Source organism: Agrobacterium sp. 22-3639C2 (genome assembly GCF_053522105.1).
Window position 1 is genome coordinate 79821 of the sequence record NZ_JBNWDB010000008.1, and the last position, 26854, is coordinate 106674.

At 59.4% G+C, this 26854-nt stretch carries 25 protein-coding genes; 18 read left to right on the plus strand and 7 right to left on the minus strand.

The annotated features are described in order from the left end of the window. Positions 1 to 98 precede the first annotated feature (98 nt). Entirely contained in the window at positions 99 to 1208 is a 1110-nt protein-coding gene (locus ACQZ6D_RS26580) for an RHE_PE00001 family protein (RefSeq protein ID WP_045231687.1), read from the minus strand. A 282-nt stretch (positions 1209 to 1490) separates the two neighbouring features. On the opposite strand from ACQZ6D_RS26580, the gene ACQZ6D_RS26585 reads away from it, so the two are divergent. Continuing rightward, positions 1491 to 2432: a recombinase family protein gene (locus ACQZ6D_RS26585; RefSeq protein WP_045231688.1), complete on the plus strand. Its 942-nt coding sequence runs from the start codon at positions 1491 to 1493 to the stop codon at positions 2430 to 2432. Positions 2433 to 2440: 8 nt separating this feature from the next. Here the strand turns inward: ACQZ6D_RS26585 and repC are convergent, their stop codons facing one another. From repC to repA, 3 genes are all read right to left on the minus strand, one after another. Continuing rightward, on the minus strand, positions 2441 to 3760 hold the full coding sequence (repC, locus tag ACQZ6D_RS26590) for a plasmid replication protein RepC (protein ID WP_012654975.1): 1320 nt from the start codon (positions 3758 to 3760) through the stop codon (positions 2441 to 2443). Between the two features lie 214 nt (positions 3761 to 3974). After that, on the minus strand, positions 3975 to 4985 hold the full coding sequence (gene repB / locus ACQZ6D_RS26595) for a plasmid partitioning protein RepB (protein ID WP_012654974.1): 1011 nt from the start codon (positions 4983 to 4985) through the stop codon (positions 3975 to 3977). A 229-nt stretch (positions 4986 to 5214) separates the two neighbouring features. Then, positions 5215 to 6432 carry a plasmid partitioning protein RepA gene (repA, locus tag ACQZ6D_RS26600; RefSeq protein ID WP_041724029.1) on the minus strand — a complete coding sequence of 406 codons (1218 nt, stop codon included), beginning with the start codon at positions 6430 to 6432 and terminating at the stop codon, positions 5215 to 5217. Between the two features lie 363 nt (positions 6433 to 6795). Here repA and traI point away from each other — a divergent pair, with 363 nt between their 5' ends. Genes traI through trbI form a run of 12 tightly spaced genes read left to right on the plus strand, consistent with a single transcriptional unit; the run spans position 6796 to position 17101 of the window. Beyond that, positions 6796 to 7431, plus strand: coding sequence for an acyl-homoserine-lactone synthase (gene traI, locus ACQZ6D_RS26605; RefSeq protein WP_041723972.1), 636 nt, complete (start codon positions 6796 to 6798; stop codon positions 7429 to 7431). Further along, entirely contained in the window at positions 7428 to 8399 is a 972-nt protein-coding gene (trbB, locus tag ACQZ6D_RS26610) for a P-type conjugative transfer ATPase TrbB (RefSeq protein ID WP_012654971.1), read from the plus strand. The genes traI and trbB overlap by 4 nt, the downstream gene beginning before the upstream one ends. Then, positions 8389 to 8796: a conjugal transfer pilin TrbC gene (gene trbC / locus ACQZ6D_RS26615; protein ID WP_012654970.1), complete on the plus strand. Its 408-nt coding sequence runs from the start codon at positions 8389 to 8391 to the stop codon at positions 8794 to 8796. Before trbB ends, trbC begins: the two co-directional genes overlap by 11 nt. Beyond that, positions 8789 to 9088 carry a conjugal transfer protein TrbD gene (locus ACQZ6D_RS26620; RefSeq protein ID WP_012654969.1) on the plus strand — a complete coding sequence of 100 codons (300 nt, stop codon included), beginning with the start codon at positions 8789 to 8791 and terminating at the stop codon, positions 9086 to 9088. Before trbC ends, ACQZ6D_RS26620 begins: the two co-directional genes overlap by 8 nt. 10 nt (positions 9089 to 9098) lie before the next feature. Next, the gene (locus tag ACQZ6D_RS26625) at positions 9099 to 11567 is read left to right on the plus strand and encodes a conjugal transfer protein TrbE (protein ID WP_012654968.1); all 2469 of its coding nucleotides are present in this window, start codon (positions 9099 to 9101) and stop codon (positions 11565 to 11567) included. After that, the gene (trbJ, locus tag ACQZ6D_RS26630; RefSeq protein ID WP_012654967.1) at positions 11539 to 12348 is read left to right on the plus strand and encodes a P-type conjugative transfer protein TrbJ; all 810 of its coding nucleotides are present in this window, start codon (positions 11539 to 11541) and stop codon (positions 12346 to 12348) included. The genes ACQZ6D_RS26625 and trbJ overlap by 29 nt, the downstream gene beginning before the upstream one ends. Further along, positions 12345 to 12563 carry an entry exclusion protein TrbK gene (trbK, locus tag ACQZ6D_RS26635; protein WP_012654966.1) on the plus strand — a complete coding sequence of 73 codons (219 nt, stop codon included), beginning with the start codon at positions 12345 to 12347 and terminating at the stop codon, positions 12561 to 12563. Before trbJ ends, trbK begins: the two co-directional genes overlap by 4 nt. Beyond that, the gene (trbL, locus tag ACQZ6D_RS26640) at positions 12557 to 13753 is read left to right on the plus strand and encodes a P-type conjugative transfer protein TrbL (protein ID WP_012654965.1); all 1197 of its coding nucleotides are present in this window, start codon (positions 12557 to 12559) and stop codon (positions 13751 to 13753) included. The genes trbK and trbL overlap by 7 nt, the downstream gene beginning before the upstream one ends. Positions 13754 to 13767: 14 nt before the next feature. Next, positions 13768 to 14430: a conjugal transfer protein TrbF gene (locus ACQZ6D_RS26645; protein WP_012654964.1), complete on the plus strand. Its 663-nt coding sequence runs from the start codon at positions 13768 to 13770 to the stop codon at positions 14428 to 14430. 17 nt (positions 14431 to 14447) lie between these two features. After that, positions 14448 to 15302 (plus strand): P-type conjugative transfer protein TrbG, encoded by an 855-nt coding sequence (gene trbG, locus ACQZ6D_RS26650; protein ID WP_041724026.1) that lies wholly within the window; start codon positions 14448 to 14450, stop codon positions 15300 to 15302. Then, positions 15302 to 15778 carry a conjugal transfer protein TrbH gene (trbH, locus tag ACQZ6D_RS26655; RefSeq protein ID WP_012654962.1) on the plus strand — a complete coding sequence of 159 codons (477 nt, stop codon included), beginning with the start codon at positions 15302 to 15304 and terminating at the stop codon, positions 15776 to 15778. The genes trbG and trbH overlap by 1 nt, the downstream gene beginning before the upstream one ends. Positions 15779 to 15790: 12 nt before the next feature. Beyond that, positions 15791 to 17101 carry an IncP-type conjugal transfer protein TrbI gene (gene trbI, locus ACQZ6D_RS26660; RefSeq protein ID WP_012654961.1) on the plus strand — a complete coding sequence of 437 codons (1311 nt, stop codon included), beginning with the start codon at positions 15791 to 15793 and terminating at the stop codon, positions 17099 to 17101. A 231-nt stretch (positions 17102 to 17332) separates the two neighbouring features. Here trbI and ACQZ6D_RS26665 read toward each other — a convergent pair whose 3' ends face one another. Further along, positions 17333 to 18235, minus strand: coding sequence for a LysR family transcriptional regulator (locus ACQZ6D_RS26665; protein WP_041723969.1), 903 nt, complete (start codon positions 18233 to 18235; stop codon positions 17333 to 17335). Between the two features lie 253 nt (positions 18236 to 18488). On the opposite strand from ACQZ6D_RS26665, the gene nocP reads away from it, so the two are divergent. The 5 genes from nocP to ACQZ6D_RS26690 all read left to right on the plus strand — a co-directional run bounded on the left by nocP (position 18489) and on the right by ACQZ6D_RS26690 (position 22724). Next, on the plus strand, positions 18489 to 19262 hold the full coding sequence (gene nocP, locus ACQZ6D_RS26670) for a nopaline ABC transporter ATP-binding protein NocP (protein ID WP_012654959.1): 774 nt from the start codon (positions 18489 to 18491) through the stop codon (positions 19260 to 19262). 65 nt (positions 19263 to 19327) lie between these two features. Continuing rightward, positions 19328 to 20179 carry a nopaline ABC transporter substrate-binding protein NocT gene (gene nocT, locus ACQZ6D_RS26675; RefSeq protein ID WP_012654958.1) on the plus strand — a complete coding sequence of 284 codons (852 nt, stop codon included), beginning with the start codon at positions 19328 to 19330 and terminating at the stop codon, positions 20177 to 20179. 72 nt (positions 20180 to 20251) lie between these two features. Next, positions 20252 to 20962, plus strand: coding sequence for a nopaline ABC transporter permease NocQ (gene nocQ / locus ACQZ6D_RS26680; RefSeq protein ID WP_012654957.1), 711 nt, complete (start codon positions 20252 to 20254; stop codon positions 20960 to 20962). A 1-nt stretch (position 20963) separates the two neighbouring features. Next, complete coding sequence (gene nocM, locus ACQZ6D_RS26685) at positions 20964 to 21689, plus strand: nopaline ABC transporter permease NocM (RefSeq protein WP_012654956.1); 726 nt, start codon at positions 20964 to 20966, stop codon at positions 21687 to 21689. Between the two features lie 114 nt (positions 21690 to 21803). Further along, positions 21804 to 22724: a LysR family transcriptional regulator gene (locus ACQZ6D_RS26690; protein WP_012654955.1), complete on the plus strand. Its 921-nt coding sequence runs from the start codon at positions 21804 to 21806 to the stop codon at positions 22722 to 22724. Positions 22725 to 22842: 118 nt separating this feature from the next. Here the strand turns inward: ACQZ6D_RS26690 and ACQZ6D_RS26695 are convergent, their stop codons facing one another. Together ACQZ6D_RS26695 and ACQZ6D_RS26700 are read right to left on the minus strand one after the other, a co-directional pair. Further along, positions 22843 to 24798: a hydantoinase B/oxoprolinase family protein gene (locus ACQZ6D_RS26695; protein WP_012654954.1), complete on the minus strand. Its 1956-nt coding sequence runs from the start codon at positions 24796 to 24798 to the stop codon at positions 22843 to 22845. A 3-nt stretch (positions 24799 to 24801) separates the two neighbouring features. Further along, on the minus strand, positions 24802 to 26838 hold the full coding sequence (locus ACQZ6D_RS26700; RefSeq protein ID WP_045231689.1) for a hydantoinase/oxoprolinase family protein: 2037 nt from the start codon (positions 26836 to 26838) through the stop codon (positions 24802 to 24804). Positions 26839 to 26854 lie beyond the last annotated feature (16 nt).

Here is a 26854-nt window from a genome sequence, read left to right on the forward strand (position 1 = left end):
ACAAAAGGAATTCTATGACCAGAAACATCTAAACGCGCGAGGACGCGACCGCCTCAATTCGTTCAATTCTCGCACCGACCATGTTTGCCGCCTTCACATCAAATCACACCCCATGCACGGAAGCTTCCTCTCCCCGTCACTTCCCGAACGCCGAGTTCGGCGACGAGATCGAGCGCCGCACGATGGCTAACCTTCAATTCCTTGACTATCATCGACGAGGACACGATCGGTCGCGTCATCAGCAAGTCCACAACGCGCGGCAAACTGCTGGACGAGCGCTTTCCCTTCAGTTTTCGCTCGAGGTGCTCCCTCGCCTGTCCCAGCCGAATGACTTCCTTCATGGCCAGTTCAGCGCTGCTCGCCATTGCATCCAGCCCGGCAAGCACTCGTGATACGCGATTGTGTGATCGCCGCCGTTCCCGCGGCACAGCTTTAAGACCGGAGCAGATGCCAAACAGGTGCGAGGACACCTTTCCGCGCACCCGGAAATATGAATTCACGAGTTGGGTACCAAGCCAATGCTGCCGCTGCAATGGCTCCATGCTTTCCCATGCGTCCCATATCACTGCGGCCGCCAAGGTAGTCGGCAAGGCGTCAGCCTGAGCCAGAACCGCTCTCCAAGCCGAAAGGCGCCCTTCCTCGTCCCATCCCGGATCCCGGACAACGAGCTCACCGACCATCAGAGGATCCGCCTTGCTGCCCTCCACCGTTACCACCGCTTCGAGTGCGCGGGTCGACCGATCAAGAACTGCATCGATTTCGGCCATCTCCGCGGCGAAACAGTTGTCCTCTTCGTTCAGCGTCAGTTCGGCGGGCAAGGGCGATCTCCCCTTCCCTACCGACTCTCGTTCCGCAGAGCCCTCTGACCGCCCCACCAGGTTTACGATCCCAGCCCTGCTCGTCGCCCAGTCAGGGTCAGCTTTTTCGATGCGCCGCCGCGCTCTCAGGATCGAATGTGCGATGGTGATTTCGTGGGTCGGGGTACGCACATCCCGATTTGCGTCGTGGAGAACGAGATCCTCGATGTGGACAAGCTCGCCTGCGATCCACATGCTTGCGGCCGCCTCGGTGAAGTGAGACCTTTCGGTAAAGCCCTGCCTGACGGGGCTGCGACGAACAATTTCGTCCAGACGCGCGATTTGATCTTCTGCCCTTGCGATAGCCGGAAGCAGCACTGTCAAAGGCAAATCGCCAATTTCATATCTCATTGTTTTAACGTATCTATTTAGACCATCTTGAAGCTATAATAGCATACACTTCAATCATAGCAGATACTTTTTCTCGCGCGCGTACTATTTAGAGCTGCCAAGGCGTTCGAACTGTACAGGATTAGCGCCGATGGACGTGACATCGATGAAAACCACTGTTTTCCAGCCACTTGCGACGTGTTTACTTTGACTCCAAAGGACCAAGAGACGTTTACAAACGATCGTTTATCCTTATCCTCTACGTTTGGAAAAATGCTCTTTAACACTCCTCAGGCACTGCAAATGGCTGCTAACACCAAGAATAAGGCTTCCCGTCGACCACAGGGCCGGCTGATCGGCTATGCACGCGTGTCTACGGACGAGCAAGCGACGGAAGCCCAGGAAATCGATTTGCGATCGGCGGGGTGCGATATGATCGTCCAAGAACACGGATCCGGCGCCTCCCGTGCCCGGCCTGCCCTTTCCAAACTCGTTCGCGAGATCGTCGCCGGCGACACGCTTGTTGTGGTACGGCTTGATCGTTTGGCGCGCTCGGTCAGCCATCTGCTTGAGGTTATCGAGGATCTGACGGTGAAGGGCGCGCATTTCCGGTCGTTGCGCGATCCCATCGACACGTCGACGCCGCAGGGAATGTTTTCCCTTCAGGTTCTCGGCGCCGTGGCGCAGCTCGAACGCGCGCTCATTTCCGAACGAACGAAGGCGGGTATCCGGGCAGCCAAGTCCAAGGGAAAGCTTTCCGGCAACCCCGGCATCCGGGAAAAACGCCCCGAGGTGTTGGCCAGGATGACCGCGGCCCAGAAAGCGGCATATGGCGATCGCATCCAGGCCTCGGCGAACCAATGGCTTCCGACCGTTCGGCGCATGCGGCCGGATCACACATGGGACGACATCGCACGAGTGCTCAAGCAGCGCGGCCTCGAATGGACGCCAGAACGTCTTCGCCGAGCTGTGAAGTGGATGGTGTCTGAACGCATGGCGGATCCGGCGCTGCTGAAAAAATCTCTGCCCCGTCTTCCCGAAGACCGCCTGATGACGCTTGTGGCTGGCATTCATTCTTCGAACCCGGACCTCAAGCTTCGTGAGATCGCTGTCCAGCTTGAAAGATTGCACGAACGTACGCCGCGCGGTGGATCCAAATGGTCGCCCTCGTCCGTCAAGAACCTGATCGATCGCGCCCGACGTTCCGGGTTGATCACCGAGGTCGACATCGCGGCGGCTGAATAGCGAGGGGATCACCATGATCTCGGCTTTCGCAGGTTTTTCAGCAGCGATTCCGATACGTGGAGGCGGCTGTCATCCTCGACCTCCTCATCAGTTCGCGGCTTTCCAGCGCCGGCTGCATTCTTCTGCTCGTCCAGCTTCGCCCGGAGCAACGCCATAACCATCGGCCAAGTCGAAAACTTCCCGTCCTTGGCCCGGTCGGTCAGGCTTCGGAGATAACCGCCGGCGTTGTTGATCTGACCGGCCCGCTGATAGATTGACGCCAGCGTGATCGCAGCGTGTTGCTCGCCCATGGTTTCGCGGGCCTCCCGCCAGGCGCTCGGACTAATCCCCAGCATCGGCCGGGCAAGCTCAGCCGCCGCCAGCAAGTCCCGCCAATGCCGGATTGTCCCTCCCTGGGCCAGTTCCTGAATTTCGGGGCAGGCATCCATCACTATCCCCAAAGGCAGCTCGCGTTTCGGCAAGCTCCGCACCTTGTCGGTTTCCGCAACGCTGCCGCCCGCTTCTACATTTTTTCCAGAGCCGTATTCAGATTCAGATTTAGAGTCTGGTTTTGAATTCTGTTTGTGGCGACCGAAATGGGACTCATTGCCGTCCAGTTTCATTGTTTTTGCAAATGATTCCAATACGTCACGTATCTCGGTGCAGAGATCCTGAAGTTCGTGACCAATACTCTCGACAAGCTGACGGGGTGCAGAGCGCGGCAAGCGGCCGATGATCCCCTGATAGGTCTGTGTAACTCTTCCCCAGTCTCCGGGAACGCCTTCTTCGACGCCAGTCTCGATCATTTTGACGATGTCGCGGCGAAGCAGAGTCAGCCGTTCCTTGGAGACCCGGAAGGCCTTCTTTTCAGCTTGCACCGCCTGGGCCAAATCTCGGAACTCTTCGGCCCGCGCTACGATCGGCGACAGATCGAAGCCGTAGGCCTGCTCGATCTCCCCTCCCCTTCCCTTGCGAGCGAATCGCTTGCCGTTGGGACTGTCGCGGCGAATGATGAGCCCGCAATCAACCAGTACGGCAAGATGCCGGCGCAGTGTCGTGGCGGGCATGCCGTTGGCGCGAGCCATCAGCTGCTCGTTAGAAGGCCATACGACCAGTTCGGCGCCACCAGTCAAGGTGGTCTCCGGGTAAAACGTCAACAGCGCGTTCAGGATCGAGAGCGAGCGGTCCGTGGCTCCGATCAGTTCCCGGGATTCACGGATGTGCTGGAAGACCTGCCATTTGTTGGCGACAGCGTCTGATGCGACCGCTTTTGCGACCATCTGGCTTGCAAGATGGCCGAGTGTCATCGGCCGCCGCCCAAAGGACGTCGTTGAGATATGCGTCTGCATTTCCTTTTACCTTTTGTTAGGCAATAGAAATCCGCCCGTCGAAATGACGCTTTCCCTTACGGGACCCTTGACTACGATTTCTGGAAATGCGATTCTCTTAGCTGCGAGACTACAGAGAAGGTCTTCCGGAACGCCGTTTCGGGGGCCTTTTTCTTTTGCGGTGAGAGCCAGTCCATCTCAATCGAGCGAAGCTTTGAATTGGATGAAACCCTGGCTATTGGTCGAGCTTGCCTCCTCCGGTTGTTTCAATAAATTGGGCGTACAGACTATCCAACTGGTCAGCGACATATTCGCCAAAAGTTGGCACCAGTCTCTCGTCGAAAACCAGAGCTGTTCGTCCGGTTTCTTGTCGGATCGTCGCAGCCTTTTTCCCCTTTGGCGTGCTCCAGGCCCTTACCTTTTTTGGAGCCTTAGCGGGCGGCTTTGAAACGGCGTTAAAAATGAGGGCAAAGCGGGCATCGCTATCGGAGTGCTTGAACTGCTCTGACTCAAGCACCGCTTCGATTGCGTCCGTTGCCTTGGCCTTCCCAAGCCCCTCGGCAAGTGCGACCCAACGCGATCGACCCGCTTTCGACGCTGGACCAATTTGCGTGGCAAGGTTCAGCGGTATGCCCCTGGCTACCGTTATGTAGCGGCTGAGGTCGGCCTTGTCAGTGGAAAGCGCGGCAATGATGGTGGCCCGATCAAAACCCGCATCTTCGAGGCGCAGGGCGAAGAGAGCCTTCTCAATGAACGAGAGGTCAGCACGGTCAAGATTTTCGCGGCCCTGGGCCACGACCAGTTCACGGTCCGTGAGATTTCGGACAATTGCAGAAACCTCTCTGCGCAGATTTACTGCCGCGCGCAGTCGCCGCCTTCCATATACGATTTGATATCGACCGGCAGCCTCAGGATGCGGTCTGACAAGAATCGGCACCTGCTGCCCCTCCTGCGAAATGCTCGCCTCAAGCTGCTCGAACTTCGGATCGACGTCCGCGGGCAGCCGATCCGCGATCGGCGACCCGTCGATCATGGATGGATCCAGGAACACGACGGCTTCGCCCGCAGCCAGTTGATCCTGCAGCCGAGCTGCAGCTTTTGCTCCCTCGGCCATCTCTTGCAATGACGAACCCATGGCCGAAATCGCTCCGGTACGAACACGAACGGCTGACTTGTCGACTGCTGTTCTATCGGTCGCAGGTTGCTTCTTGAGAAACAAGGAGTCGATTGCGTCTTTACGGCTCATAATGTCGGCCTCTTGGTTTTGGGTGCGTGCCGTCGGATTTTTGATTGCACACGCGCCTGGTTGGGAGCTCCCAACAGGAAAAGGCGACTGAGCCCTGGCCAACTAGCTAGGGGCATACGTCGGTGTCTCAAACCAACGCGATATTTCCAGCTCCCGTTTCCCAGTGGGCGATTCAACACATCACGGTTGGGAGCTCCCAACAGCCCCACGGGAAGCGCGCCACCCATCATCATGCTCGCCCCCACGCAGTCTTGATCAAAGCCTCGATCTCGGAGTTCACGGCATCCAAAGATTCCATCGCCCGGTCGTATGTCGAGCGCGTAAGGTTCTCTCGCCCTATCTCATAGAGGGTCTGCTTGGTTAAACCGGCATCAGACACCGCTGCCGACTTGACCATAGGATTTGTAAGGACGTGATCCTCGAACATGTTGCGCAGCAGTGCCGCCACTTTCGTCTGCGGCGCGTCCTGGGGTTCATAGCGCGTCAAGAGATAGCGTATGAAATCGTACTGGAGATTGCCCCCCGCCTCTTTCACGACACCCAGAAGGTCGCGTGTCATGAGGAGAAACTGGCTCATGGAAGCGATATCCAGCATCTGAGGATGTACGGTGATTACCATTGATGTTGCAGCACACAACCCGCTGAGAGTCAGAAACCCAAGCTGAGGAGGGCAGTCGATGACCACGACATCGTAATCGTCGGCGACCTCATCAAAGGCTTGGGCCACGCGAGTGAAGAACAATCCGTCGCGCGTACCTTTGTCAGTCAATGCTTTCGGGGTGGTATGCTCGAACTCCATAAGCTCGAGATTTCCAGGAACAAGGTGAAGACCATCAAAATACGTCGGTCGGATCACATCTCGCAACGGACGACGTGTCTCGTCATACCGAATAGCCGCATAGAGCGTTTCGTTTGCACCGACATCAGTTTCTGGCAGAACGCCGAGGAGTGCTGAAAGACTAGCCTGCGGATCGAGATCGACTGCGAGAACCCTGTAACCTTGCAACGCCAGATACTGTGCAAGATGAGCGGACGTCGTCGTCTTCCCAGAGCCACCTTTGAAGTTGGTTACGGCAATGACTTGCAAATGCTCAGAACCTCGGCGATGAGGCACAAAATCAATGCTTTCACGTCCTCGAGTCGAGCCGGCAAGCATCTGCCGGATTTCATTTATCTGACCGAGGGTGTAAAAGCGCCGCCCGTTGCTGGCGAGTTCAGGTTGCGGCCCTTCGCCAGCCAGTGTCATCTTGCGAAGCGTCGAGTCAGATATTTTCATCAAACGTGCGGCTTCACCCGAGGTAAATTTGCGCAAGCTCTTGTGTGATGTCGGAGGAAACAAAGCCTCGCTCATCGCTTGAAGCTGAGAGCTGAGCTGCTCAGCATGCTCACCAATGGTGACATCTACCGACGGGCGATCATTTCGGGATATGGCAGCGGCTTTGCTCACGGTGTAATCTCTTGTCACGGTTAATTGGCGCGTATTGCCATTTATCCGTGACGATTACCTAATGCGGGTGAGGTTGCAAGACGTTTTTGGTTAATGAAAGGTTACGCCCGTTTCAATCGAAATCACACTAAATGCCGATTCTTCAAATGCTATCTGTGAGTTAGACCGATTCTCTTCTTCTGTGCGACGTGGCACCAAGTGCAGATTCGCACAACCTTGATGGTGTCTGGCCGGCCTCACCCGCTCGCATTTCGCGCCCTGGAACGCCGACTCGGTAGAATCACCTGAGGTGCAAATCTGCACGTAGGCAAACGCGCCGTGAGATGATTTCTGTCCGCATGACCTGTTCATGCGGAGATCATGATGCGGATACTGACAGTCTCGCCGGACCAATACGAACGTAATCGAAGCTTCCTCAAACAAATGCACCGTCTTCGCGCGACGGTGTTCGGCGGCCGCCTGGAATGGGAAGTCTCCATTACAGAAGGGGAAGAGCGCGACCAGTACGATGGTTACAAGCCAACCTACCTTCTGGCGATTACCGATAGTGGACTTGTCGCAGGCTGCGCCCGTCTTCTTCCGGCTTTCGGCCCTACGATGCTGGAGCAGACTTTCCCCCAGCTCCTCGAAACGGGTTCGCTCGTCGCGCATTCCGGGATGGTCGAGAGCTCGCGCTTCTGTGTCGATACCGCGCTTGTCTCGCGGAGGGATGCAAGCCAGTTGCATGTCGCTACGCTCACCCTGTTCGCCGGCATCATCGAATGGTCTATGGCCAATGGCTACAACGAGATCGTCACGGCGACCGATCTTCGCTTCGAGCGTATCCTGAAGCGGGCGGGCTGGCCTATGCAACGGCTCGGCCAACCGGCCGCAATCAGCAACACCATCGCCATTGCGGGAAGCCTGCGGGCCGATCGTGCCAGCTTCGAGCAGGTTTGCCCTCCAGGCTATTATTCCATCCCCCGGATCGACGTGGCAGCGATCAGGAGTGCCGCGTGACCCAGCTGCGCTCCCATTCGCGTCTGGTACGCAAACTCCAGGACGCCCTCGGCGACCAGCTCTGCGTCGCCCTCGATGATGCGACAGTGGTCGAGATCATGCTGAACCCCGATGGCAAGCTCTTCATCGAGCGCCTGGGTCATGGGGTTGCCCCCGCAGGCCACCTCAGCCCCGCCGCGGCGGAAGTGATCATTGGCAGCGTCGCCCACGCACTGCAATCCGAAGCCGACGACGAGCAGCCGATCATCTCCGGCGAATTGCCAATCGGCGGCCACCGCTTCGAGGGCTTGCTGCCGCCGATCGTTTCCGGACCGAGCTTCACGATCCGGCGTCGCGCGTCGCGCCTGATCCCGCTCGACGATTATGTGAAGCACAAGATCATGACGGAGGCGCAGGCCTCGGTTCTGCGCAGCGCGATTGCGTCTCGCATGAACATCGTGATTTCCGGTGGCACGGGCTCGGGAAAGACGACGCTCGCCAATGCAGTCATTGCCGAAATCGTCGCCAATGCGCCGGACGACAGGATCGTCATTCTGGAGGACACCGCCGAGATCCAGTGCGCGGCTGAGAACGCCGTTGCGCTCCACACAAGCGACACAATCGATATGGCTCGGCTTCTCAAGAGTACGATGCGCTTGCGACCCGATCGCATCATCGTCGGCGAGGTCCGCGACGGCGCGGCGCTTACGCTGCTCAAGGCATGGAACACCGGGCACCCGGGCGGGGTCACCACCATCCATTCGAATACGGCGATGTCGGCTCTTCGCCGGCTCGAGCAACTGACCGCGGAAGCGAGCCAGCAGCCCATGCAGGAGGTGATTGGCGAGGCTGTCGATCTGATCGTCTCGATCGAACGAACGGGGAAGGGGAGGCGGGTCCGCGAAGTCATCCACATCGAGGGTTTCGCAAACTCCCGTTACCAGACCGAACACTACGCCCAAATCGATGAGGATAGCCATGTCGCGTAAGACCCAAATCACCCTTGCGCTTGCAGCGCTAGCCGCCTTCTCCTGGATCAGCATTGTCAATCCGGCGTTCGCCTCTTCGGGCGGGGGTGGGTTGCCGTGGGAATCTCCGCTGCAACAGATCCAACAGTCGATCACGGGACCGGTGGCTGGATTCATCGCACTCGCAGCGGTGGCGATCGCCGGTGCCATGCTGATCTTCGGGGGAGAACTGAACGACTTCGCCAGGAGGCTTTGTTACGTCGCCCTTGTTGGCGGCGTGTTACTCGGCGCGACCCAGATCGTCGCTCTCTTCGGTGCGACGGGCGCTTCGATCGGCGAGTTTGAGGGGCGAGCCGGATCTTGGAATGTCGAACTGTCTTCGGAGCTTCGAACGGAAGGGGAGGGGGCTCATGGCTGAACCCGGCTCCAATCTTGCCCGCTCTCGAATACATCGGGCGCTATCACGCCCGAACCTGCTAATGGGCGCCGACCGCGAGCTGGTTCTGCTCACCGGCCTTGCCGCCGTGATCCTGATCTTCGTGGTGCTGACCTGGTACGCCGCGCTGTTCGGCTTGGCTATCTGGCTGGTTGCGGTTGCTGCTCTCCGCATGATGGCGAAGGCCGATCCGCTGATGCGCCGCGTCTATCTGCGGCACGTGTCCTATCGATCCATCTACAGGACGACCTCGACGCCGTGGCGCAAGTTCTGAAGAGGCGGACATGGTGGCACTGAAACTCTTCCGACACTCCGGACCGTCATTCGCCGATCTGGTTCCTTATGCGGGCCTGGTCGACAATGGCGTGATCCTTCTGAAGGACGGCTCACTGACGGCCGGCTGGTATTTTGCCGGCCCGGACAGCGAAAGCTCGACAGACTCAGAGCGCAACGAGGTGTCGCGGCAGATCAATATGATCCTCTCACGTCTGGGCTCGGGCTGGATGATCCAGGTCGAGGCTTTGCGGGTCCCGACGATCGACTATCCGGCAGAGGGCGCCTGCCACTTTCCCGATCCCGTCACCCGCGCCATCGATAAGGAGCGCAGGTCGCATTTCGAGAGGGAGAGCGGGCATTTCGAGAGCCGACACGCGCTGATCCTGACCTGGCGGCCGCCCGAGCCTCGGCGCTCCGGCTTGGCGCGCTACGTCTATTCCGACACTGCCAGCCGTTCGGCCACCTATGCCGACACGGCGCTAGAGTCTTTCCGGACCTCGATCCGCGAGGTTGAGCAGTACCTTGCCAATGTCGTCTCCATCCGCCGCATGGTGACGCGCGAAACCGAAGAGCGCGGGGGTTTCCGGATAGCCCGCTATGACGAGCTGTTCCAGTTCATCCGCTTCTGCATCACCGGTGAGAACCATCCAGTCCGGCTCCCGGATATCCCGATGTATCTTGACTGGCTGGTCACGGCCGAGCTGCAGCACGGTCTGACGCCGACGGTCGAGAACCGCTTCCTCGGCGTCGTCGCCATTGACGGCTTAGCCGCGGAGAGCTGGCCGGGGATCCTCAACAGCCTCGACCTGATGCCGCTCACCTATCGGTGGTCGTCGCGCTTCGTTTTTCTCGACGAGCAGGAGGCACGCCAGAAGCTGGAGCGCACCCGCAAGAAATGGCAGCAGAAGGTGCGGCCGTTCTTCGATCAGCTTTTCCAGACCCAGAGCCGTTCGGTGGATCAGGACGCCATGATGATGGTGGCCGAGACGGAGGACGCAATCGCCGAGGCATCGTCGCAGCTCGTCGCTTATGGATATTACACGCCGGTCATCGTGTTGTTCGATGAACAGCAAGAACGGCTTCAGGAAAAGTGCGAGGCGATCCGTCGATTGATCCAGGCCGAAGGATTCGGCGCCCGGATCGAGACGCTGAACGCGACTGACGCCTTTCTGGGCAGTCTGCCGGGTGTCTCCTATGCCAATATCCGCGAGCCGCTCGTCAATACGCGCAATCTCGCTGACCTCATTCCGCTGAACTCGGTCTGGTCCGGAAGCCCCATCGCACCGTGCCCGTTCTATCCGCCGGGATCGCCGCCGCTCATGCAGGTCGCCAGCGGCTCGACGCCGTTCCGCCTGAACCTGCATGTCGATGATGTCGGGCATGCGCTGGTCTTCGGCCCGACCGGCTCGGGCAAATCGACTTTGCTGTCGCTGATCGCCGCGCAGTTTCGGCGCTATGCGGATGCGCAGATATTCGCTTTCGACAAGGGGCGGTCGATGTTGCCGCTGACACTCGCCATCGGCGGCGATCACTACGAAATCGGCGGGGACGCGTCCGGAGAAGGGGAGGGGGCTTCGCCGCGACTGGCCTTCTGCCCGCTCGCCGAACTCGCGTCGGACGGCGACCGCGCCTGGGCGGCGGAGTGGATCGAGACGCTCGTCGCCCTGCAGGGCGTCACGGTTACGCCTGACTATCGCAACGCCATTTCCAGGCAGTTGGGCCTGATGGCGGAATCGCGCGGCCGCTCGCTCTCGGACTTCGTCTCCGGTGTGCAGATGCGCGAGATCAAGGATGCGCTGCACCACTACACGGTCGATGGACCGATGGGCCAGTTGCTTGATGCCGAACAGGACGGACTGGCGCTCGGCGCTTTCCAGTGCTTCGAGGTCGAGGAGCTGATGAATATGGGTGAGCGCAATCTCGTCCCGGTCCTGCTCTATATGTTCCGGCGGGTCGAGAAGCGGCTGACGGGGGCGCCCAGCCTCATTATTCTCGATGAGGCCTGGCTGATGCTCGGTCATCCGACGTTCCGCGACAAGATACGTGAATGGCTGAAGGTTCTGCGCAAGGCCAACTGCGCAGTCGTGCTCGCCACGCAGTCGATCTCCGACGCCGAGCGCTCCGGTATCATCGACGTGCTGAAGGAATCCTGCCCGACCAAGATATGTCTGCCCAACGGCGCGGCACGCGAGCCAGGGACGCGCGAGTTCTATGAGCGCATCGGTTTCAATGAGCGACAGATCGAGATCGTCGCCACCGCACTGCCGAAACGCGAATATTACGTCGCCTCGCCGGAGGGCCGCCGGCTGTTCGATATGTCGCTCGGTCCCGTAGCGCTTTCCTTCGTCGGTGCGTCCGGCAAGGAGGACCTGAAGCGCATCCGCGCCCTTCACTTCCAACACGGGGCGGATTGGCCCAAGCACTGGCTCCAGCAAAGGGGGATCGCCCATGCCGAAACACTTTTCCAGGCCGCTTGAAGCGGCGCGCGCCGCCATGATCACGGCCATCATCGTCCCGGTCGCTCTGCCGTTTACCGCATATGCCGGCGGCGTTACCGGACAGGCCACCGAATGGACCCAACTCGCCAACAATGCGGAGCTCATTAGTCTCGTCGGCAAGTCCGCCGAGCAGGTGAACAATCAGATTACCCAGATCAGCCAGCTTGCCGAGCAGATTCAGAACCAGATCAACATCTACAAGAATCTGCTGCAGAACACCGCGCAACTGCCGGCCCATATCTGGGGCCAGGTCGAGAACGACCTCAACAAGCTCCAGAACATCGTCGCGCAGGGGCAGGGCGTCGCCTTTTCGATGGGCAACATCGACGACGTCGTGAAGCAGCGCTTCCAGAGTTTTGCCGACATGAAGAGCAACCTGCCGGGCGGCCAGAGCTTCTCAACGACCTATCAGAACTGGTCCGACACCAATCGCGACACCATCGCGGGCACACTGAAGGCGGCTAACCTCACGGCCGAGCAGTTTTCTAGCGAGGAATCCACCATGTCCTCGCTGCGCTCGATGTCGGAGAGCGCCGACGGCCAGATGAAGGCCCTGCAGGTGGGGCACCAAATCGCCACCCAGCAGGTGGCACAGATGCAGAAGCTGCGTGGGTTGGTGTCGCAGCAGACCACGATGATGGGAACATGGTTTCAGTCGGAACAGGCGAGACAAGACCTCGCCCAGGCCCGACGCGAAAAATTCTTCAACGCGCCGACCAATGACATTCGCGGCGGCCAGACGATGGAGCCGCGCTGGTGAGCCCGCGCATCCTCATCGTCCTCGCAGTCGCGGGTCTGGTCGCCTTCGGAGCCGGCATGATCGTCTGGGTGGTGGTCCAACCGGATGCTGCGACTGAAACACCGGCCGGGACGTCCGGTTCTGGCGCAGCGCAGCGCGACCACCGGGAGCGCTTCCTCGGCGGCGACCCGGATCGCGACGTGCGCGGCGGGCAGGAAATGAAGCCGCGATGGTAGTCGTCCGCCCGTCCCGCAAGCTCGAAACCGCTTTCATCGTCATCGCGATCCTGGCTCTTGCGACAGCGCCGACGCTCGCACAGCAAGGTTCCGTGCTCACCACGTTGGAGAACCAGGTCGTCACCGCCGCCAAGGGCTGGGAGACGACGATCATGAACGCGGCACGGTCCCTGTTCTGGATCCTCGCGGGGATCGAGATCGGTATTGCTGCCGTGTGGCTGGCTATCAATGCGGCAAGCCTCGACGCGTGGTTCGCCGAGCTCGTGCGTCGGATCATGTTCATCGGTCTCTTCGCCTTCATCCTCGATCGCGGCCCGGCGCTCGCGAAGGCGGTGGTGGACAGCCTGTTCCAGATCGGCGCCGGCGGGGGCTCCGCGTCGCCGGCCAACATCTTCGATGCGGGTATCCGCGTAGCCTCCAAAATGTCGGAACAGGCGAAGTTCGGGCTGTGGGAGGACAACGCACTGGCGATCGCCGCGGTCTTCGCGATGATCGTTGTCGTCGTCGCTTTCAGCCTCGTCGCCGCGATCTTTGTCGCCGTCATGGTCGAGATGTATGTGGGCCTCCTCGCCGGCATGATCATGCTCGGCTTGGGTGGCAGCTCCTATACCAAGGATTTCGCGGTCCGTTACCTTGTCTATGCCTTCTCGGTCGGCATGAAGCTGATGGCGTTGGTGATGATCGCGAAGATCGGATCCGACATTCTGATAGGGCTGGCCGAGGCGCCGACGGCGACCTCCGACCAGTTCATCACCACGATCGGCATCGCCGGCATCTCCGTTGTGGTTTTCATCATCGCTATGTATGTGCCGCCGATCATCCAGGGCGTCGTGCAGGGCGCATCGGTCTCAGGCGGCATGGAGGCGATCCGCCATGGTGGTCAGACGGCCGCCTTCGCCGCCGGTGGCGCCTTCCTTGGCGCGGGCGCCGCGATGAAGGGGGCAGAATCAGCGAGCTCGGCGAGGGCAGGGGGATCGTCGATGGCGGGAGCAGCCCTTCGCGGCATGGCGTCCGGCATCGGCAACGCCGGATGGGCGGCAAGCTCTGCGGCACGAGAAAAGGCGATCGCTTCGCCCGGCGCCTATGCCGGCTCTCTGCTCGGCCTCGCCAATGCCAAGCTTGATCAGACCCGGCAATCCGGCAGGCCCTCGGCGCCTCCTCCGCCTCCACCCGTCAACGAAAACAAGTAAGAGGCTGACCGCGCATGGCCGGACGCACCCCGCCCGACAATCCCTATATCGCAGCGAGAACGGAATGGAACGAGCGCTACGGCTCCTATGTGAAGGCCGCCGCGGCCTGGCGTCTGGTCGGCGTCACCGGGATGACCATGGCGGTGGTCGGCTTCAGCTACGCTCTCTACCAGAGCACTCAGGTCAAGCTGGTGCCCTATATCGTCGAGGTCGACAAGCTCGGCACGGCCTCAAGCGCCGGTTTCCCGCAGCAGATCGAGTATGCCGATCCGCGTGTGGTGCGCGCCACGCTTGGCAGTTTTGTTTCGAACTTCCGGTCGGTGTCGCCGGATGCTGTCGTGCAGAAACAATATATCGACCGCACCTATGCGCTGCTTCGGACCTCGGACCCTGCGACAGAAAAAATCAATGCCTGGTTCCGCTCCTCCTCACCCTTCGAGAAGGCGAAGAACGCCACCGTCGCCGTCGAGGTCAACAACATTGTCGCGCTGTCGAACCAGTCCTACCAGATCGACTGGACCGAGTTCGAGCGCGATCGCCGCGGCAAGGAGACCGCCACGCGCCGGTTCCGCGGGATCGCCACCGTGACGCTTACACCGCCGCAGGACGAGGGCGTCATCCGGCTTAACCCGATCGGACTCTATCTTAGGGATCTCGACTGGACCGCGCAGCTTTGAAAGGCATGGCCCCGAACATGAACATTCGACTGAGACGTTTTCCGGCCAGGCTGGCTGCCGCCGCGATCGTTGCCGCAATCGTGCCGTTGCCGACTTCTCTTTCCTCCCGCGCGCTCGCAGCTGATGGCGTCACCGCCAATGAAGCGAAGGGGATGGGGATTTCCACCCAGTGGCGCGACTCACGCGGGCTTGTCACGAAAGGACCGGACGGGAAGGTGATCTTCCTCTATGGCGAAGTGCAGCCCTCCGTCGTCTGCTCACCTTTGCAGGTCTGCGACATCGAGCTCCAGGGCGGCGAGGTCGTTCGCGACGTACTCGTCGGCGACACCGTTAGGTGGAAGGTTGAGCCCGCAACATCGGGAGCGGCAGGAGGGCAGGCGATCCACCTGATCGTCAAGCCATCGGAGTCCAACCTTGTCACCTCGATGGTGGTGACCACCTCGCGTCGCACCTACCATATCCAGCTCAAGTCGCACCAGACACAATACATGGCACGTGTTGGCTTCGAATATCCGGAAGACGTGTCCATCAAGCTCGCTGACATCAACGCGCGGATGGAAGCCAGCACCATTCCCGGCGCCGGCGTTCCCGCCGAGCAACTGAATTTTGCCTATTCTGTATCGGGCAATGCAGGGTGGCGGCCGACGCGCGTCTATTCGGACGGGGAGAAGACTTACGTCCAGTTCCCGCGCACGATCTCCGGCCAGGATGCGCCCGTGCTGTTTGTCGTCTCCGGTGGTCAGAACCGCATCGTCAACTATCGGATGAAGGGCGACATGATGGTGGTCGACTACCACGTCGACCGCGCGGTCCTGGTCTCCGGCGTCGGCTGGAGACAGGAGAAGGTGACGATCCGGCGGGGAGGGCGGTGATGCGAAGCTTCCCCTTTCTCGCGCGCGCCTTGCACACCCTCCGCGGCCCTGCCGCCGCCTGCGCCCTCGCCCTTCTCCTTTCCGGATGCCAGTCGCGCGGAACGGAAGAATTGACCTCCAGCAATGCCCCTGCCGAGATCTCAGGCCAGGCGGCGAGCGCGATCGCCGGCGATATGGTGAGCAGGCTCGCCGAGCAGATCGGCCCCGGGACCACGACTGTCTCGCTAAAGCAGGACAGCTCGCCTTTCGGGCAGGCGCTCGAGGCAGCCCTGAAGGGCTGGGGTTATGCGGTGGTGACCGACCAGAAGACGGATGGTGCTGCGCGCACCGTGCCGCTCGCCTATGTCGTCATTCCGTTCGAGGGGCAGCTCCTGGCCCGCCTTTCTACGAACAGCGTCGAGCTTGGCCGCGCCTACACCGTCACAACGACGGGTGCGCAGCCGGCGAGCGCACTCTCAGTCATGAAGCGCGGTTAGGGGAGGGCGGTCATGGTTCAATCGCTCAAGCTCGGCGGCACTGCCAACGACGAGACAGGCTCTGGCATGCGCCGGATTAACCGTCTGCCGATCATCGTCGTGGTCGTGCTGGTCGTCGCCTTCCTTGGTGTCATCTTCTACGGTCTGACATCGAGAGGGCTATATTTCCGCGACACCGGACCGGACACAAGCTCCGGCAATCCGGCGTCAACCTTCGCCGACCAGATCAAACGTGGGGTCTCGGACGGCATCATCGGCGAACCGCAGCAGGTGACGACGCTGCAGCCGACGCCGGTCGAGACGCAGGAAGAGAAGCGCTCCGTCAATCCATTCACGCCGCAGCCCGGTCAACGGGAAGACGCGCGGCCGGAACCGCAACTGGAATCGGAACAGGTCTGGCGCGCCCGCTTGCAGCGCGAGCAGGAAGAGCAATATCTTCGTGAGCGGCAGCGCCAGAGAATGGCCCGGCTGCAGGCCAATGACGCCGCCTATGATTCGCCGATCGCGGTCGACCGCGGCAAGTTCGCTGGGCGAGGAGCGGACACAAACGACACGGCAGCAGCGACAACGAACGGGGTTTCCACTGCGGTGACACCCGGAGCGCCCGACCTCTACGCGGCCGCTCTTCGTGCCGGTCTCGGCGGGCAAAATGTTGATCCGAACGGCCAGAAGTCGAAGGAGGATTTCTTCAATGCCGACCTCAAGGAACTTGGCTACCTGCCGAACCGTGTCGTCCCCCAACAGTCGCTCTACGAACTCAAGCGCGGCTCAGTCATTCCCGCGACATTGATCACCGGGATCAATTCCGACCTTCCCGGGCGCATCACCGCCCAGGTGAGCCAGAACGTCTACGATTCAGCGACGGGACACCGCCTCCTGATCCCGCAGGGTACGAAACTGTTCGGCCGTTACGACAGCAAAGTGTCGTTCGGCCAGAGCCGGGTGCTGGTCGTCTGGACCGACATCATCTTCCCGAATGGCTCGACGCTGCAGATCGGCGGCATGTCCGGGACGGACGCGCAGGGCTACAGCGGTTTCCGCGATAAGGTGGATCGGAAGTGGCTCCAGACGTTTGGTTCGGCCATCCTCATTGCCGTGATCGGCACGGGGATTGACATGGCGGTTCCGCAGAGTTCGACACTGGCGACGCAGGATACGGCCTCCGATGCGGCGCGTCGGAACTTTGCCGAAACCTTCGGTCGTGTCGCTGACCGGACCATCGAGAGAAACATGGACGTACAGCCGACGATCGAGATCCGGCCTGGTTACAAATTCAATGTCCTTGTCGATCAGGACATTGTTTTCCCCGGAACATATCGATGAGACGCGTGCCCAGTCTCAACGACCCTGCCGCGTTCGGGGAAATAACACCGTGACAAAAGTGCCCAACCGATCGCATCACACCCCGGGAGCCAGAGATGTGCCAAGTCCAAACAATTTCGTTGCTTTCGGGAAAGCGATACCATCCACGGCCATCGCGATCATCGCCAGCCTTTCCGGCCACGACACCGGGCTGAACCCGATTTCTTTGACAACTTGCGGCGAACCTGACGATCAAATGGTTTCATAGGGTAAGGCTTTCAAAGCATCGAGCAACGCTGCCCGGAATTCGCTAACCAAGCGCGGCGGCGGGCTGTCAGTCGGAAGAACTATAGCAAAATGGTAGGGGACAACCGGATCAAAGGAGCGCTGAATAACCTGATTTGCACTGTAGTAGTCGGCAGTGAAGGGGTCGACAATGCCAACCCCCATTCCCCTGCTTACCAGATCGCAGAGATTCAGTGCCAGACTACTTTCTATCCTGCGGTTACAGTGGACGCCGCAGCTGTCCAGTGCGGCGTCTGTCTGCATCCGTAGAAGGCTCACCGGAGAGAGGCAAATCAATGACTCTCCTTCAAGGTCCGTCGCATGAACAGTTTCCTTGTCTTCGAGACGATGCCCCGGCGGCAGCAGGCAGACGGCACGAAACGAAGGGACAGGTTCAATGGTGAGACCAGGATAGTCGCCAGCCAATATCGATATTCCGAGATCGTAGTGCTGGAGCGAGACCAATTCGAGGACCGTCTGGGAGGGAACCGTGTCGAGGTAGACCGACACGTCGGGCCGATCGGCGATGAACGTCTGGATGACGCCGGACATAAAACTCAGAGCCGGCGCCGTATAACAGGCGACCCTTAGAGACCCCATGTGAGACTTCTTCAGTTCAGCCGCGACTTTGTCGATGTGCTGAATCCCGTTGAAATGTCGCGACACTTCCTTGAACAGAATACCGGCCTCCCGCGTAGGACGTAACCGGTTGCCCGTTCTTTCGAAGAGGCTGATCCCAATTTCCTCTTCGAGATCCCTGATCAGCCGGCTGATCGCGGGCTGCGTGATCCTCACCAGATTCGCTGCTGACGTCATACCTCCTGTCAGCATGACTGCCCGGAACGCTTCTAACTGACGCGATTGAATCATTGCTTTCTCCATAACAAATACACATGGGCGCATGCCTATTACTGCCCTTGCGATATGGAAGGCAAGCTTTTAGTAACAATAGAAAACTGGGTCCTACTCTCGAAGAATGTACCGCGGTGGCCACGTGAACACGTGTTTCACCTTTGAGAATGAAAGCCGGACAGGTGCCGGCTGCGCCATTCTCGGCCGTGCTAACGGCACGGTTTTTCGCTGCATCGCAAGGGATAGGGAATGATAGAACAAGGGAACGCGAATGGACGGTACGCAGCCCACCCTGGTGGCAGAAGATATCCATAAGAACTTCGGAACGCTTGAAGTTCTGAAGGGCATTTCACTCACGGCCAATAAAGGCGATGTGGTTTCGATTATCGGCAGCTCCGGGTCCGGTAAGAGTACTTTCCTGCGCTGTATGAATTTCCTCGAAACCCCGAACAAGGGCCGTATCGCTGTCGGGCAGGAAGAGGTCGTCGTCAAAACGGATGCGGCTGGCCGATTGATCGGCGTCGATCGCAAAAAGATCGAACGCATGCGGATGCAACTCGGCATGGTGTTTCAGAGCTTCAATCTGTGGGGACATATGACTGTCCTGCAGAACGTCATGGAAGGCCCCGTACACGTTCTCAAGCAGCCCAAGGGCGACGTGCGCGACCGTGCAATGGATTTCCTGGACAAGGTCGGTATTGCCGACAAGCACGACGCCTACCCGTCTCAATTGTCAGGTGGGCAACAACAGCGCGTCAGCATCGCACGCGCACTGGCTATGCAGCCGAGCGCGCTTCTCTTCGACGAACCAACCTCTGCCCTCGATCCGGAATTGGTGGGTGAAGTCCTGAAGGTGATCAGGAAGCTCGCCGAGGAGGGGCGGACGATGGTCGTGGTGACGCACGAAATGGGTTTTGCTCGCGACGTATCGAGCAAGGTTCTCTTTCTCGAAAAGGGGCAAATCGAAGAGCAGGGAACGCCGCAAGAAGTGTTCCAGAACCCGACGTCACCAAGGTGTCGGGCCTTTCTCTCCAGCGTTCTGTGAGCGCGCAAGCGCGCAGAAGAGTCAACACTCGAAATAAAAAAATAACAGCAACAGAGGTGAACGTTATGAAATTCTTCAACTTAAATGCGCTTGCGGCAGTTGTGACCGGCGTCCTCGTCGCGGCAGGCCCCTCACAGGCCAAGGACTACAAGAGCATTACGATTGCAACCGAAGGATCCTATGCGCCGTACAACTTCAAGGATGCGGGCGGAAAACTGATCGGCTTCGACATCGATCTCGGAAACGACCTTTGCAAGCGCATGAACATCGAATGTAAATTCGTCGAGCAGGCTTGGGACGGGATCATTCCTTCTCTCACGGCGGGTCGTTACGATGCCATTATGGCGGCGATGGGAATTCAGCCGGCGCGCGAAAAGGTCATTTCGTTCTCCCGCCCGTATCTCCTCACGCCGATGACGTTCCTGACGACAGCGGACAGTCCACTTCTGAAGACCCCGGTGGCACTCGAGAACCTTCCGCTCGACAATATCACCCCCGAGCAGAAAACCGAGTTGGATAAGTTCACCAAGGTTTTCGAAGGCATGAAGTTTGGCGTTCAAGCCGGTACATCTCATGAAGCGTTCATGAAACAAATGATGCCGAGCGTGCAGATTTCCACCTATGACACCATCGACAATGTCGTAATGGATCTGAAGGCCGGCCGTATCGACGCGAGCCTGGCTTCGGTCAGCTTCCTGAAGCCGCTAACGGACAAGCCTGACAACAAGGACCTGAAGATGTTTGGTCCGAGGATGACGGGGGGAGTGTTCGGCAAGGGTGTCGGCGTTGGCATCCGCAAAGAGGATACCGATCTCAAAGCCTTGTTCGACAAAGCAATTGATTCCGCGATTGCCGATGGGACCGTTCAGAAGCTGTCTCAACAGTGGTTCGGTTACGACGCGTCTCCCAAGCAGTAATTACTTTCAATAGGAGCGTCGGCACTCGTGTGGCCGGCGCTCTATCTGTTTAGCAAGCTTGAGGCGTGGTCGATGGACTTGACACTATTGCAATGGGGAGATGCCGGCTGGGGCGATGAATTGGTGCGCGGGGCGATGATGACTGTTGTCGTCGCAGCCTGTTCGTACCTTTTCGGAATCATCTTTGGTTCGATTTTCGCTGCGGCAAAACTATCCCGTTTCTGGTCACTACGCCTGCTCGGTGACGTCTATACGACGGTCGTTCGCGGCGTCCCTGAACTGCTCATCATCTTTTTGGTATTCTTCGGTGGCGGCACACTCCTGCGCACCATCGCCAATGGACTGTTCGGATACGAGGGGTACATCGAGCCTCAAATCTTCGTGATCGGCGTACTCTGCATCAGTGTGAGTGCCGGAGCATATGCCACCGAGGTCATTCGCGCTGCCGTTCTCGCTGTTCCCCCCGGCCAGATCGAAGCGGCGAAGTCCATTGGGATGGGTCCGTGGCTGCGGCTGCGGCGGGTGCTGATCCCACAAGCGGCTAGGTTCGCCCTCCCAGGCCTTGGAAATGTCTGGCAGTTCACGCTCAAGGACACGTCGCTAATTTCCGTTGTCGGCCTGGTCGAAATCATGCGGACAGCGGCGATGGGGGCAGGTTCGACGAAGCAGCCCTTTACCTTCTATATCACCGCCTTCGTGATCTTCCTTGTTCTTTCCTCCGTGTCAAATCGGGGCTTTCTTAAAGCTGAAAAGTGGGCGAACCGCGGTGTGAGGAGCCAATAATATGGATATTCAACTCATCATCGAGTCGTTCCCCAAACTCATTGCTGCCGTCCCCACGACGCTGGCGCTCGCGTTCATATCGCTCCTCATCGGATTTGTTGTTTCGGTACCTGTCGCGCTTATGCGGCTTTCGAAAAACCGCATCGTTTCTTCGGTAGCATACGGCTACGTCTACCTGATCCGATCGACCCCACTTCTGGTGCAGATGTTCCTGATTTACTACGGGTCGGCTCAGTTCAGAGGGTTTCTCACGGAAATTGGTCTGTGGTCGTCGTTCCGCGAACCGTGGTTTTGTGCGATCCTCGCTCTGGCCCTCAATACCGCGGCCTATACCAGCGAAATCATCCGGGGCGGCATACAGGCGGTTCCTCTCGGGCAGATCGAAGCGGCGCGCGCTGTCGGCATGTCCACAGTTCTCCAGTTTAGGAGAATCGTGTTCCCGATCGCCATCCGGCAAGCGTTGCCGGCCTATGGCAACGAAGTCATGCTCATCATCAAATCGACGTCGCTTGCTTCGACAATCACTATCGTCGAAGTGACCGGTCTGGCGAAGCAGATCATCTCGGCCACCTACAGCCCGGTCGAAGTGTTCATCGTCGCCGGTGCGATCTACCTGTTCATCACGTTCATTGTCAGCCGCCTGGTCATTCTGGCGGAGTGGTGGCTCAATCCGCACATGCGCGCCCGGGTGGGCGGAACGGCTCCGAAGGCCGTGGAGACGCATTAGAACTTGGAAATCCCCGTTGGATTACCGATCGAAAGAGTGCGCTCGGGCGAATGTCGACGTAACATTCAAATCTTAGGGTTTGAATGTTACGTCGCTTTGTATTGGTGAGCGGAGATGTCGTATCAAATAGAAATTGGAAGCATCCGCTGTTTTGTCGTTGCCGCTGAAGAACTACATTTCCGCAGAGCCGCGATCCGACTGAACATGTCGCAGCCAACGCTCAGCCAGCAGATCAAGCGGCTTGAAGAGCTTATGGGGGTGCAACTGTTCATCCGCTCTACGCGGCGCGTGGAGCTGACGCGTGCGGGAGCATCATTCCTTGATCACGCGCGCGAGATCCTTTTGAAAATCGACGAGGCGATCCTCAATGCCAAGCTGGAAGCCGGCGGTCTCAGTCCCGGCGGAGAAGAGCTGATCATCGGAGCGATCAGCCCGGCCACCAGTCAATTGCTCCCCTTGATCTTGAGCCGTTTCCGGCAAAGGTTTCCCAGGACTAGGCTTGTCATCAAAGAGGTCGATTCCATAGAGCTTCTGCGAGGGATCGAGCGCGGTGACTTCCATGTCGGGTTGATGCGACCGCCATCCAACAGCAATCTGGTACGGTTTCAGCACCTGTTGTCGGAACGATTTGTTGCCGTCATGCCCCGCCAATCGGTACTTGCGAGAAAAACCGCGTTGAAATTATCAGATTTCGCCGGACACGGTGTTTTCGCGCTCAAGCGCTTCGAGCTATCGTGTTTTGAGACTGTATACGAACAACTTGTCGGCGCCGGCCTGCTGATCGAGAACGACATAGCGGTCTCCGACACCAATACAGCTCTGGCCCTGGTGACTGCCGGCGTCGGGATCACGTTCCTGCCGGAGTGGGTGTCTGCGATGGCCCCCGACGGCGTTGTTACCCGAGTTGTGGACGATATGTCCGTCGAGATTTCGATGGCCGTGGGCTGGAATCCAGATTGCCCGGTTCCAGGGATACTGCCTTTCGTCGAGTTTGCGACGTTGGCTGCGCAAAACCTGATTTCAGCACGAAAATAGCGGCGCTTGTGAAATTCTGAATGAACAAAGGGAGCCCCTGGAGGAGGCATCCCTTCCAATAGCCGCACTTTCAGACGACCGTTCATACTAACTGATTACCATCACAGGACCATTGCCGCTACAACCGGCCGGCTTCTTCGGCGATGACTTGATCCAGTTTCCCGGCATCAACCCGTTCACCTTTCGCCAACAGGCGGTGATGAACGCGATCGACGAGCTGGCTGCGGATGCGCTGTTCATAGGTCAATGCCCGCGATGCCAGTTCCCTGCGTGTCTGCTGCGACCACACCTGGTCCTGACGCTGGCGTTCGATGCAGAAATTGAAGTCGTCTGACTTTCGGTTCCCGCGTTCGCGGCGTTGTTCCGCGGTCGCCGCCTCGTCGATCTTACCGTCCCGGTCGAAGACGACAGCATAGACGTCGGCGGCCCGCTCCGGGGAAATCATGCCGTTTTCGATCTCGCGCGCGATCGCCGCCACATCCCGCTCAAGAGGTTCGCCGAACGCCCCGCCTGTGGAACTGGTGATCCTGAGAATATCGCCCTGTCCGAGCTCCAGCACCGAGATCTTGCCGACCGATCGCTCATCGGGTCGGCCAGGATTGACGATTGCCTTACCCAGAAGACCGATCTCTCCCCCCTTGAAGCCCCACGGCGCGAACACAAACCGGTTCAGGTTTCTGACCGTTATGACCGCGCGATTTGACGTGTTTTCCATTTCGATTTCGAGCGCGGCGCCGCTGGCGAATCTTCCCGCGCGGCGACTGTCCGGCACGAGGCGGAGCGCCCGCATGACCAGCACCGTTTCGATCTCGATGACTTCGACTGGCACGCTGCGCTGTGAGTAGCGTACTTCCGATCCGTCCAGGCCGTCAACGCCACGGCGGGCACCGCCGCCGCCGTCGATCGTACCCACCACGTTGACACGGTCACGGCCTGTACGAGGATCGGGAGCCGAAACGACGATAACCCCGCTCATACCGCCACCGGCTGCGGCAAGGCCCTCCGGTAGTGCCTGATTGAGGCACCCCAGGATAACGTCGTAGGCGCGTGTCGCTGATGCAGCACGAGACCCGCCGGATGCGGGATAGACCGCGTTGAGAACCGTGCCGCGCGGAGCATGGCCGTGGATCGCCCGCAAGATACCGGAGTTGCGCGGCGTCAGCGGATCAACGGTCAGGATGTAGGCGTAAAGGCACTGGATAATGTAGGGGTGGGTGGTTGCCCCCGTTACCAGGTTGTAGGCGGCCGCCAATTGCGGATCCGTGCCGGTAAAATCAACCTCGATCTCGCTGTCCTTCACCGTCATGGTCACGCTGAAATAGGCCAGCTGACCATCATGGATCCCTTCAAGATAGTCCGAGAAGGTATATACACCGTCCCGAATCGTCCTGATCACCGCGCGGGCCTTGGTCTCCGCGTAGTTGATGACGTCCTGCATCCCCTCCTCGACACTCTCACGATCATATCGCTCGCAAAGCTCGCTGACGCGCCGGTCCATGCTCTTCAGGCCCGAGATCATGGCCTGAATGTCGCCCCACAACTCGGTCGGAATTCGGCTGTTGTCCTGGAAGATCGACTTGATCGCTTCGTTCAACACCCCTCCTTCGTAGAGCTTCATTGGCCTGACACGGAGGCCCTCCTGGAATACTTCCGTGAAGGCTGGCGAGATACTTCCTGGAACGGCGCCGCCGATATCGGACGCATGGACAAATGCCCAGCCGATCGCGATCAGCTTCTCGTCGTAGAAGATCGGATAAAGCAGCGTAACGTCCATCAGGTGCGTCACCAGACCGTCCGTGGCAAAGGGATCGTTGGTGATGATGATATCGCCTTGCTTCAGGTTCTCCCGGCCGATGGCATCCAGCGTCGGCTTCAACGGGGAGCCGACGAAGACATTGACGCCAGACAACATCGGATAAGCGAACATTTCGCCTTCGGCAGTCGCAATCGCACACTGATAATCCTGCACGATCTTAACGAAAGTCGTGTGGGCGGTGCGGTAGATCGCGGCAGAGGCTTCTTCGACAATCGCGTTGAATCGATTGTTCATGACGGCAGTACGAACGGCATCCATTGATCAGCTCCGGGTCATGAGAATTGCGCCAAAGGCTCCAACGCGGGCAACGAACTCTGGCGGAACGACGATCGTCGCATCACGCTGCTCGATGACGGCCGGCCCCTGGATCGCATCGTTGGGGGTGAGAGATGCGCGATCGAAGACGCGTACCTCGGGAATGAGTTTGTTGTGGAAGCGCATCGAACGAACCGTTTTGAGCGCACCGCCAGCCCCGAACGTTTCAGGTGTTGTGGGCTGAGGTATCGACATCGATCCACGCACGCGCATGCGCAGGTCGACGAATTCGACTGGCGCCGCTTTGTCGGCATGGCTGTAGATCCGTTCGTGCTCTTGGTGGAAGGCGGCATGCATTGCGGCAATGTCGTGCGCTTCGATCGCCGTATCCGGCAGCCGCACGTCAACCTGGAAGGACTGCCCGACGTAGCGCATCTCAGCCCAGCACTCGAACGTTTTCGACACGAGACGCTCCGGCGGTGCCTGCCGCGATAACCATTCGGCTCCCTGCTCGCGAAGGACCTGAAACTTCTTCGCGATGAGAGAACCATCGATATCAAGGCCGTGGACGGTTTCGAGCGCGTCATTGCTCAAATCAGAGACAAGGCCCCCGAGGGCACAGAATACGGAAGGTGTCGCCGGCACAAGAACGCGGTTCACGCCGATCTCGGCCGCAAGGAGCGGCCCCTGGATCGCGCCAGCTCCGCCGTAAACGAGCACCGTCAGATCTTCGGGATCGACGCCCTGGCGTGCGAGATAAGGCAAGACACCGGCCACCATGTTGGAGCTTGCGACGGTGACGCACATTTCCGCGGCGCTGAGCACGTCCGTCTTGAGAGTCTCCGCAATCGGCGCCATAGCGCGTTCGGCGGCATGACGATCGAGCTGCATATCGCCGCCAAGAAGGGCTTCAGGCAAATAGCCCGCAAGTAAAAAGGCATCGGTCAGCGTGGGTTCCGTGCCGCCTCGGCTGAAGCAGGCAGGGCCAGGATAGGACCCAGCACTGCGCGGGCCGATACGCAACACCCCGCCATCAATCGTGACGACCGAACCGCCGCCTGCGCCGATCGCCTCGATGCTGGTAACTGGCATGACAACCGGAAACTCACCCACCTCGGCCGAAGTCGAGGTGAGAGCTTCGCCATCGCGCACGAGCGAGATGTCAGTGCTGGTGCCACCCATGTCCATGGTGAGGATGTTGTGTTCGCGCAAGGCGCGGCCGAGATATTGCACAGCCGTCACGCCAGACGCCGGACCCGACAGAAGTGTATGGATGGGGAAGTTGCGCGCCTCACTGGCGGCCATCGCACCACCGTTCGAGCGTGTGACGAAAAGTTGCGACCCTGGCAACCGTTCAGCCACATAAGTTTCGACCGCGCCGATATACTCGTTCATCCGGCGCTTCACGAAAGCGTTGAGCACACTGACGATCGCTCTTTCGTATTCTCCGATCCGCGGCCAGATCTCGCTGGACAGGCTGACCTCGGCATCTTCGCCGACCGCTTTACGGATAGCCCGCGCGACCGCTTGTTCATGCTGCGGGTTGGCGTAGCTGTGAAGCAGCGCGACCGCATAGCCGGCAGCACCTGCGTCGGCTACACGACGGGCAAGTGCCTCGACTGCTGCCTCGTCGATCGAGGTTCGAACCAAGCCGCCGCGCAGCAGTCGTTCCTCAACCTCGAAAACCATCTCGCGATCGATCAGCGGCCTGGTTCGGGTCTCGAACAGGTTCAGAGGGTTGCGGACGCCGATCCGCTGCAGTTCGAGCAGATCCCTATATCCCTTCGTTACGAAGAACGCGATCTTCGGGCCTTTTCGCTCGATTACGGCATTCGTGCTGACCGTGGTGCCGTGCATGACGAAGGCCGCCTCGCCCGGCTCGGGCGCGAGCCGTTCCAGTAGTTTTTCAAATCCCTCGCGGAAACCGTTTTCGAAAGCGGGAGGAGTCGAAGGAACCTTCAGAGTGACGATCCTGTCCTCTCCTTCACGCCACCCGCAAAAATCTGTGAACGTCCCACCGATATCAACGCCGATTCTAAGCATCTGCCGCTCACCCTCG

Excerpts from the sequence above, each read along its gene's own strand:
- ACQZ6D_RS26580 (WP_045231687.1), bottom strand. The coding sequence starts at position 1,208 with ATGAGATATGAAATTGGCGATTTGCCTTTGACAGTGCTGCTTCCGGCT.
- ACQZ6D_RS26585 (WP_045231688.1), top strand. The coding sequence starts at position 1,491 with ATGGCTGCTAACACCAAGAATAAGGCTTCCCGTCGACCACAGGGCCGG.
- repC (WP_012654975.1), bottom strand. The coding sequence starts at position 3,760 with ATGCAGACGCATATCTCAACGACGTCCTTTGGGCGGCGGCCGATGACA.
- repB (WP_012654974.1), bottom strand. The coding sequence starts at position 4,985 with ATGAGCCGTAAAGACGCAATCGACTCCTTGTTTCTCAAGAAGCAACCT.
- traI (WP_041723972.1), top strand. The coding sequence starts at position 6,796 with ATGCGGATACTGACAGTCTCGCCGGACCAATACGAACGTAATCGAAGC.
- trbC (WP_012654970.1), top strand. The coding sequence starts at position 8,389 with ATGTCGCGTAAGACCCAAATCACCCTTGCGCTTGCAGCGCTAGCCGCC.
- ACQZ6D_RS26620 (WP_012654969.1), top strand. The coding sequence starts at position 8,789 with ATGGCTGAACCCGGCTCCAATCTTGCCCGCTCTCGAATACATCGGGCG.
- ACQZ6D_RS26625 (WP_012654968.1), top strand. The coding sequence starts at position 9,099 with ATGGTGGCACTGAAACTCTTCCGACACTCCGGACCGTCATTCGCCGAT.
- trbJ (WP_012654967.1), top strand. The coding sequence starts at position 11,539 with ATGCCGAAACACTTTTCCAGGCCGCTTGAAGCGGCGCGCGCCGCCATG.
- trbL (WP_012654965.1), top strand. The coding sequence starts at position 12,557 with ATGGTAGTCGTCCGCCCGTCCCGCAAGCTCGAAACCGCTTTCATCGTC.
- ACQZ6D_RS26645 (WP_012654964.1), top strand. The coding sequence starts at position 13,768 with ATGGCCGGACGCACCCCGCCCGACAATCCCTATATCGCAGCGAGAACG.
- trbG (WP_041724026.1), top strand. The coding sequence starts at position 14,448 with ATGAACATTCGACTGAGACGTTTTCCGGCCAGGCTGGCTGCCGCCGCG.
- trbH (WP_012654962.1), top strand. The coding sequence starts at position 15,302 with ATGCGAAGCTTCCCCTTTCTCGCGCGCGCCTTGCACACCCTCCGCGGC.
- trbI (WP_012654961.1), top strand. The coding sequence starts at position 15,791 with ATGGTTCAATCGCTCAAGCTCGGCGGCACTGCCAACGACGAGACAGGC.
- ACQZ6D_RS26665 (WP_041723969.1), bottom strand. The coding sequence starts at position 18,235 with ATGATTCAATCGCGTCAGTTAGAAGCGTTCCGGGCAGTCATGCTGACA.
- nocP (WP_012654959.1), top strand. The coding sequence starts at position 18,489 with ATGGACGGTACGCAGCCCACCCTGGTGGCAGAAGATATCCATAAGAAC.
- nocT (WP_012654958.1), top strand. The coding sequence starts at position 19,328 with ATGAAATTCTTCAACTTAAATGCGCTTGCGGCAGTTGTGACCGGCGTC.
- nocQ (WP_012654957.1), top strand. The coding sequence starts at position 20,252 with ATGGACTTGACACTATTGCAATGGGGAGATGCCGGCTGGGGCGATGAA.
- nocM (WP_012654956.1), top strand. The coding sequence starts at position 20,964 with ATGGATATTCAACTCATCATCGAGTCGTTCCCCAAACTCATTGCTGCC.
- ACQZ6D_RS26690 (WP_012654955.1), top strand. The coding sequence starts at position 21,804 with ATGTCGTATCAAATAGAAATTGGAAGCATCCGCTGTTTTGTCGTTGCC.
- ACQZ6D_RS26695 (WP_012654954.1), bottom strand. The coding sequence starts at position 24,798 with ATGGATGCCGTTCGTACTGCCGTCATGAACAATCGATTCAACGCGATT.
- ACQZ6D_RS26700 (WP_045231689.1), bottom strand. The coding sequence starts at position 26,838 with ATGCTTAGAATCGGCGTTGATATCGGTGGGACGTTCACAGATTTTTGC.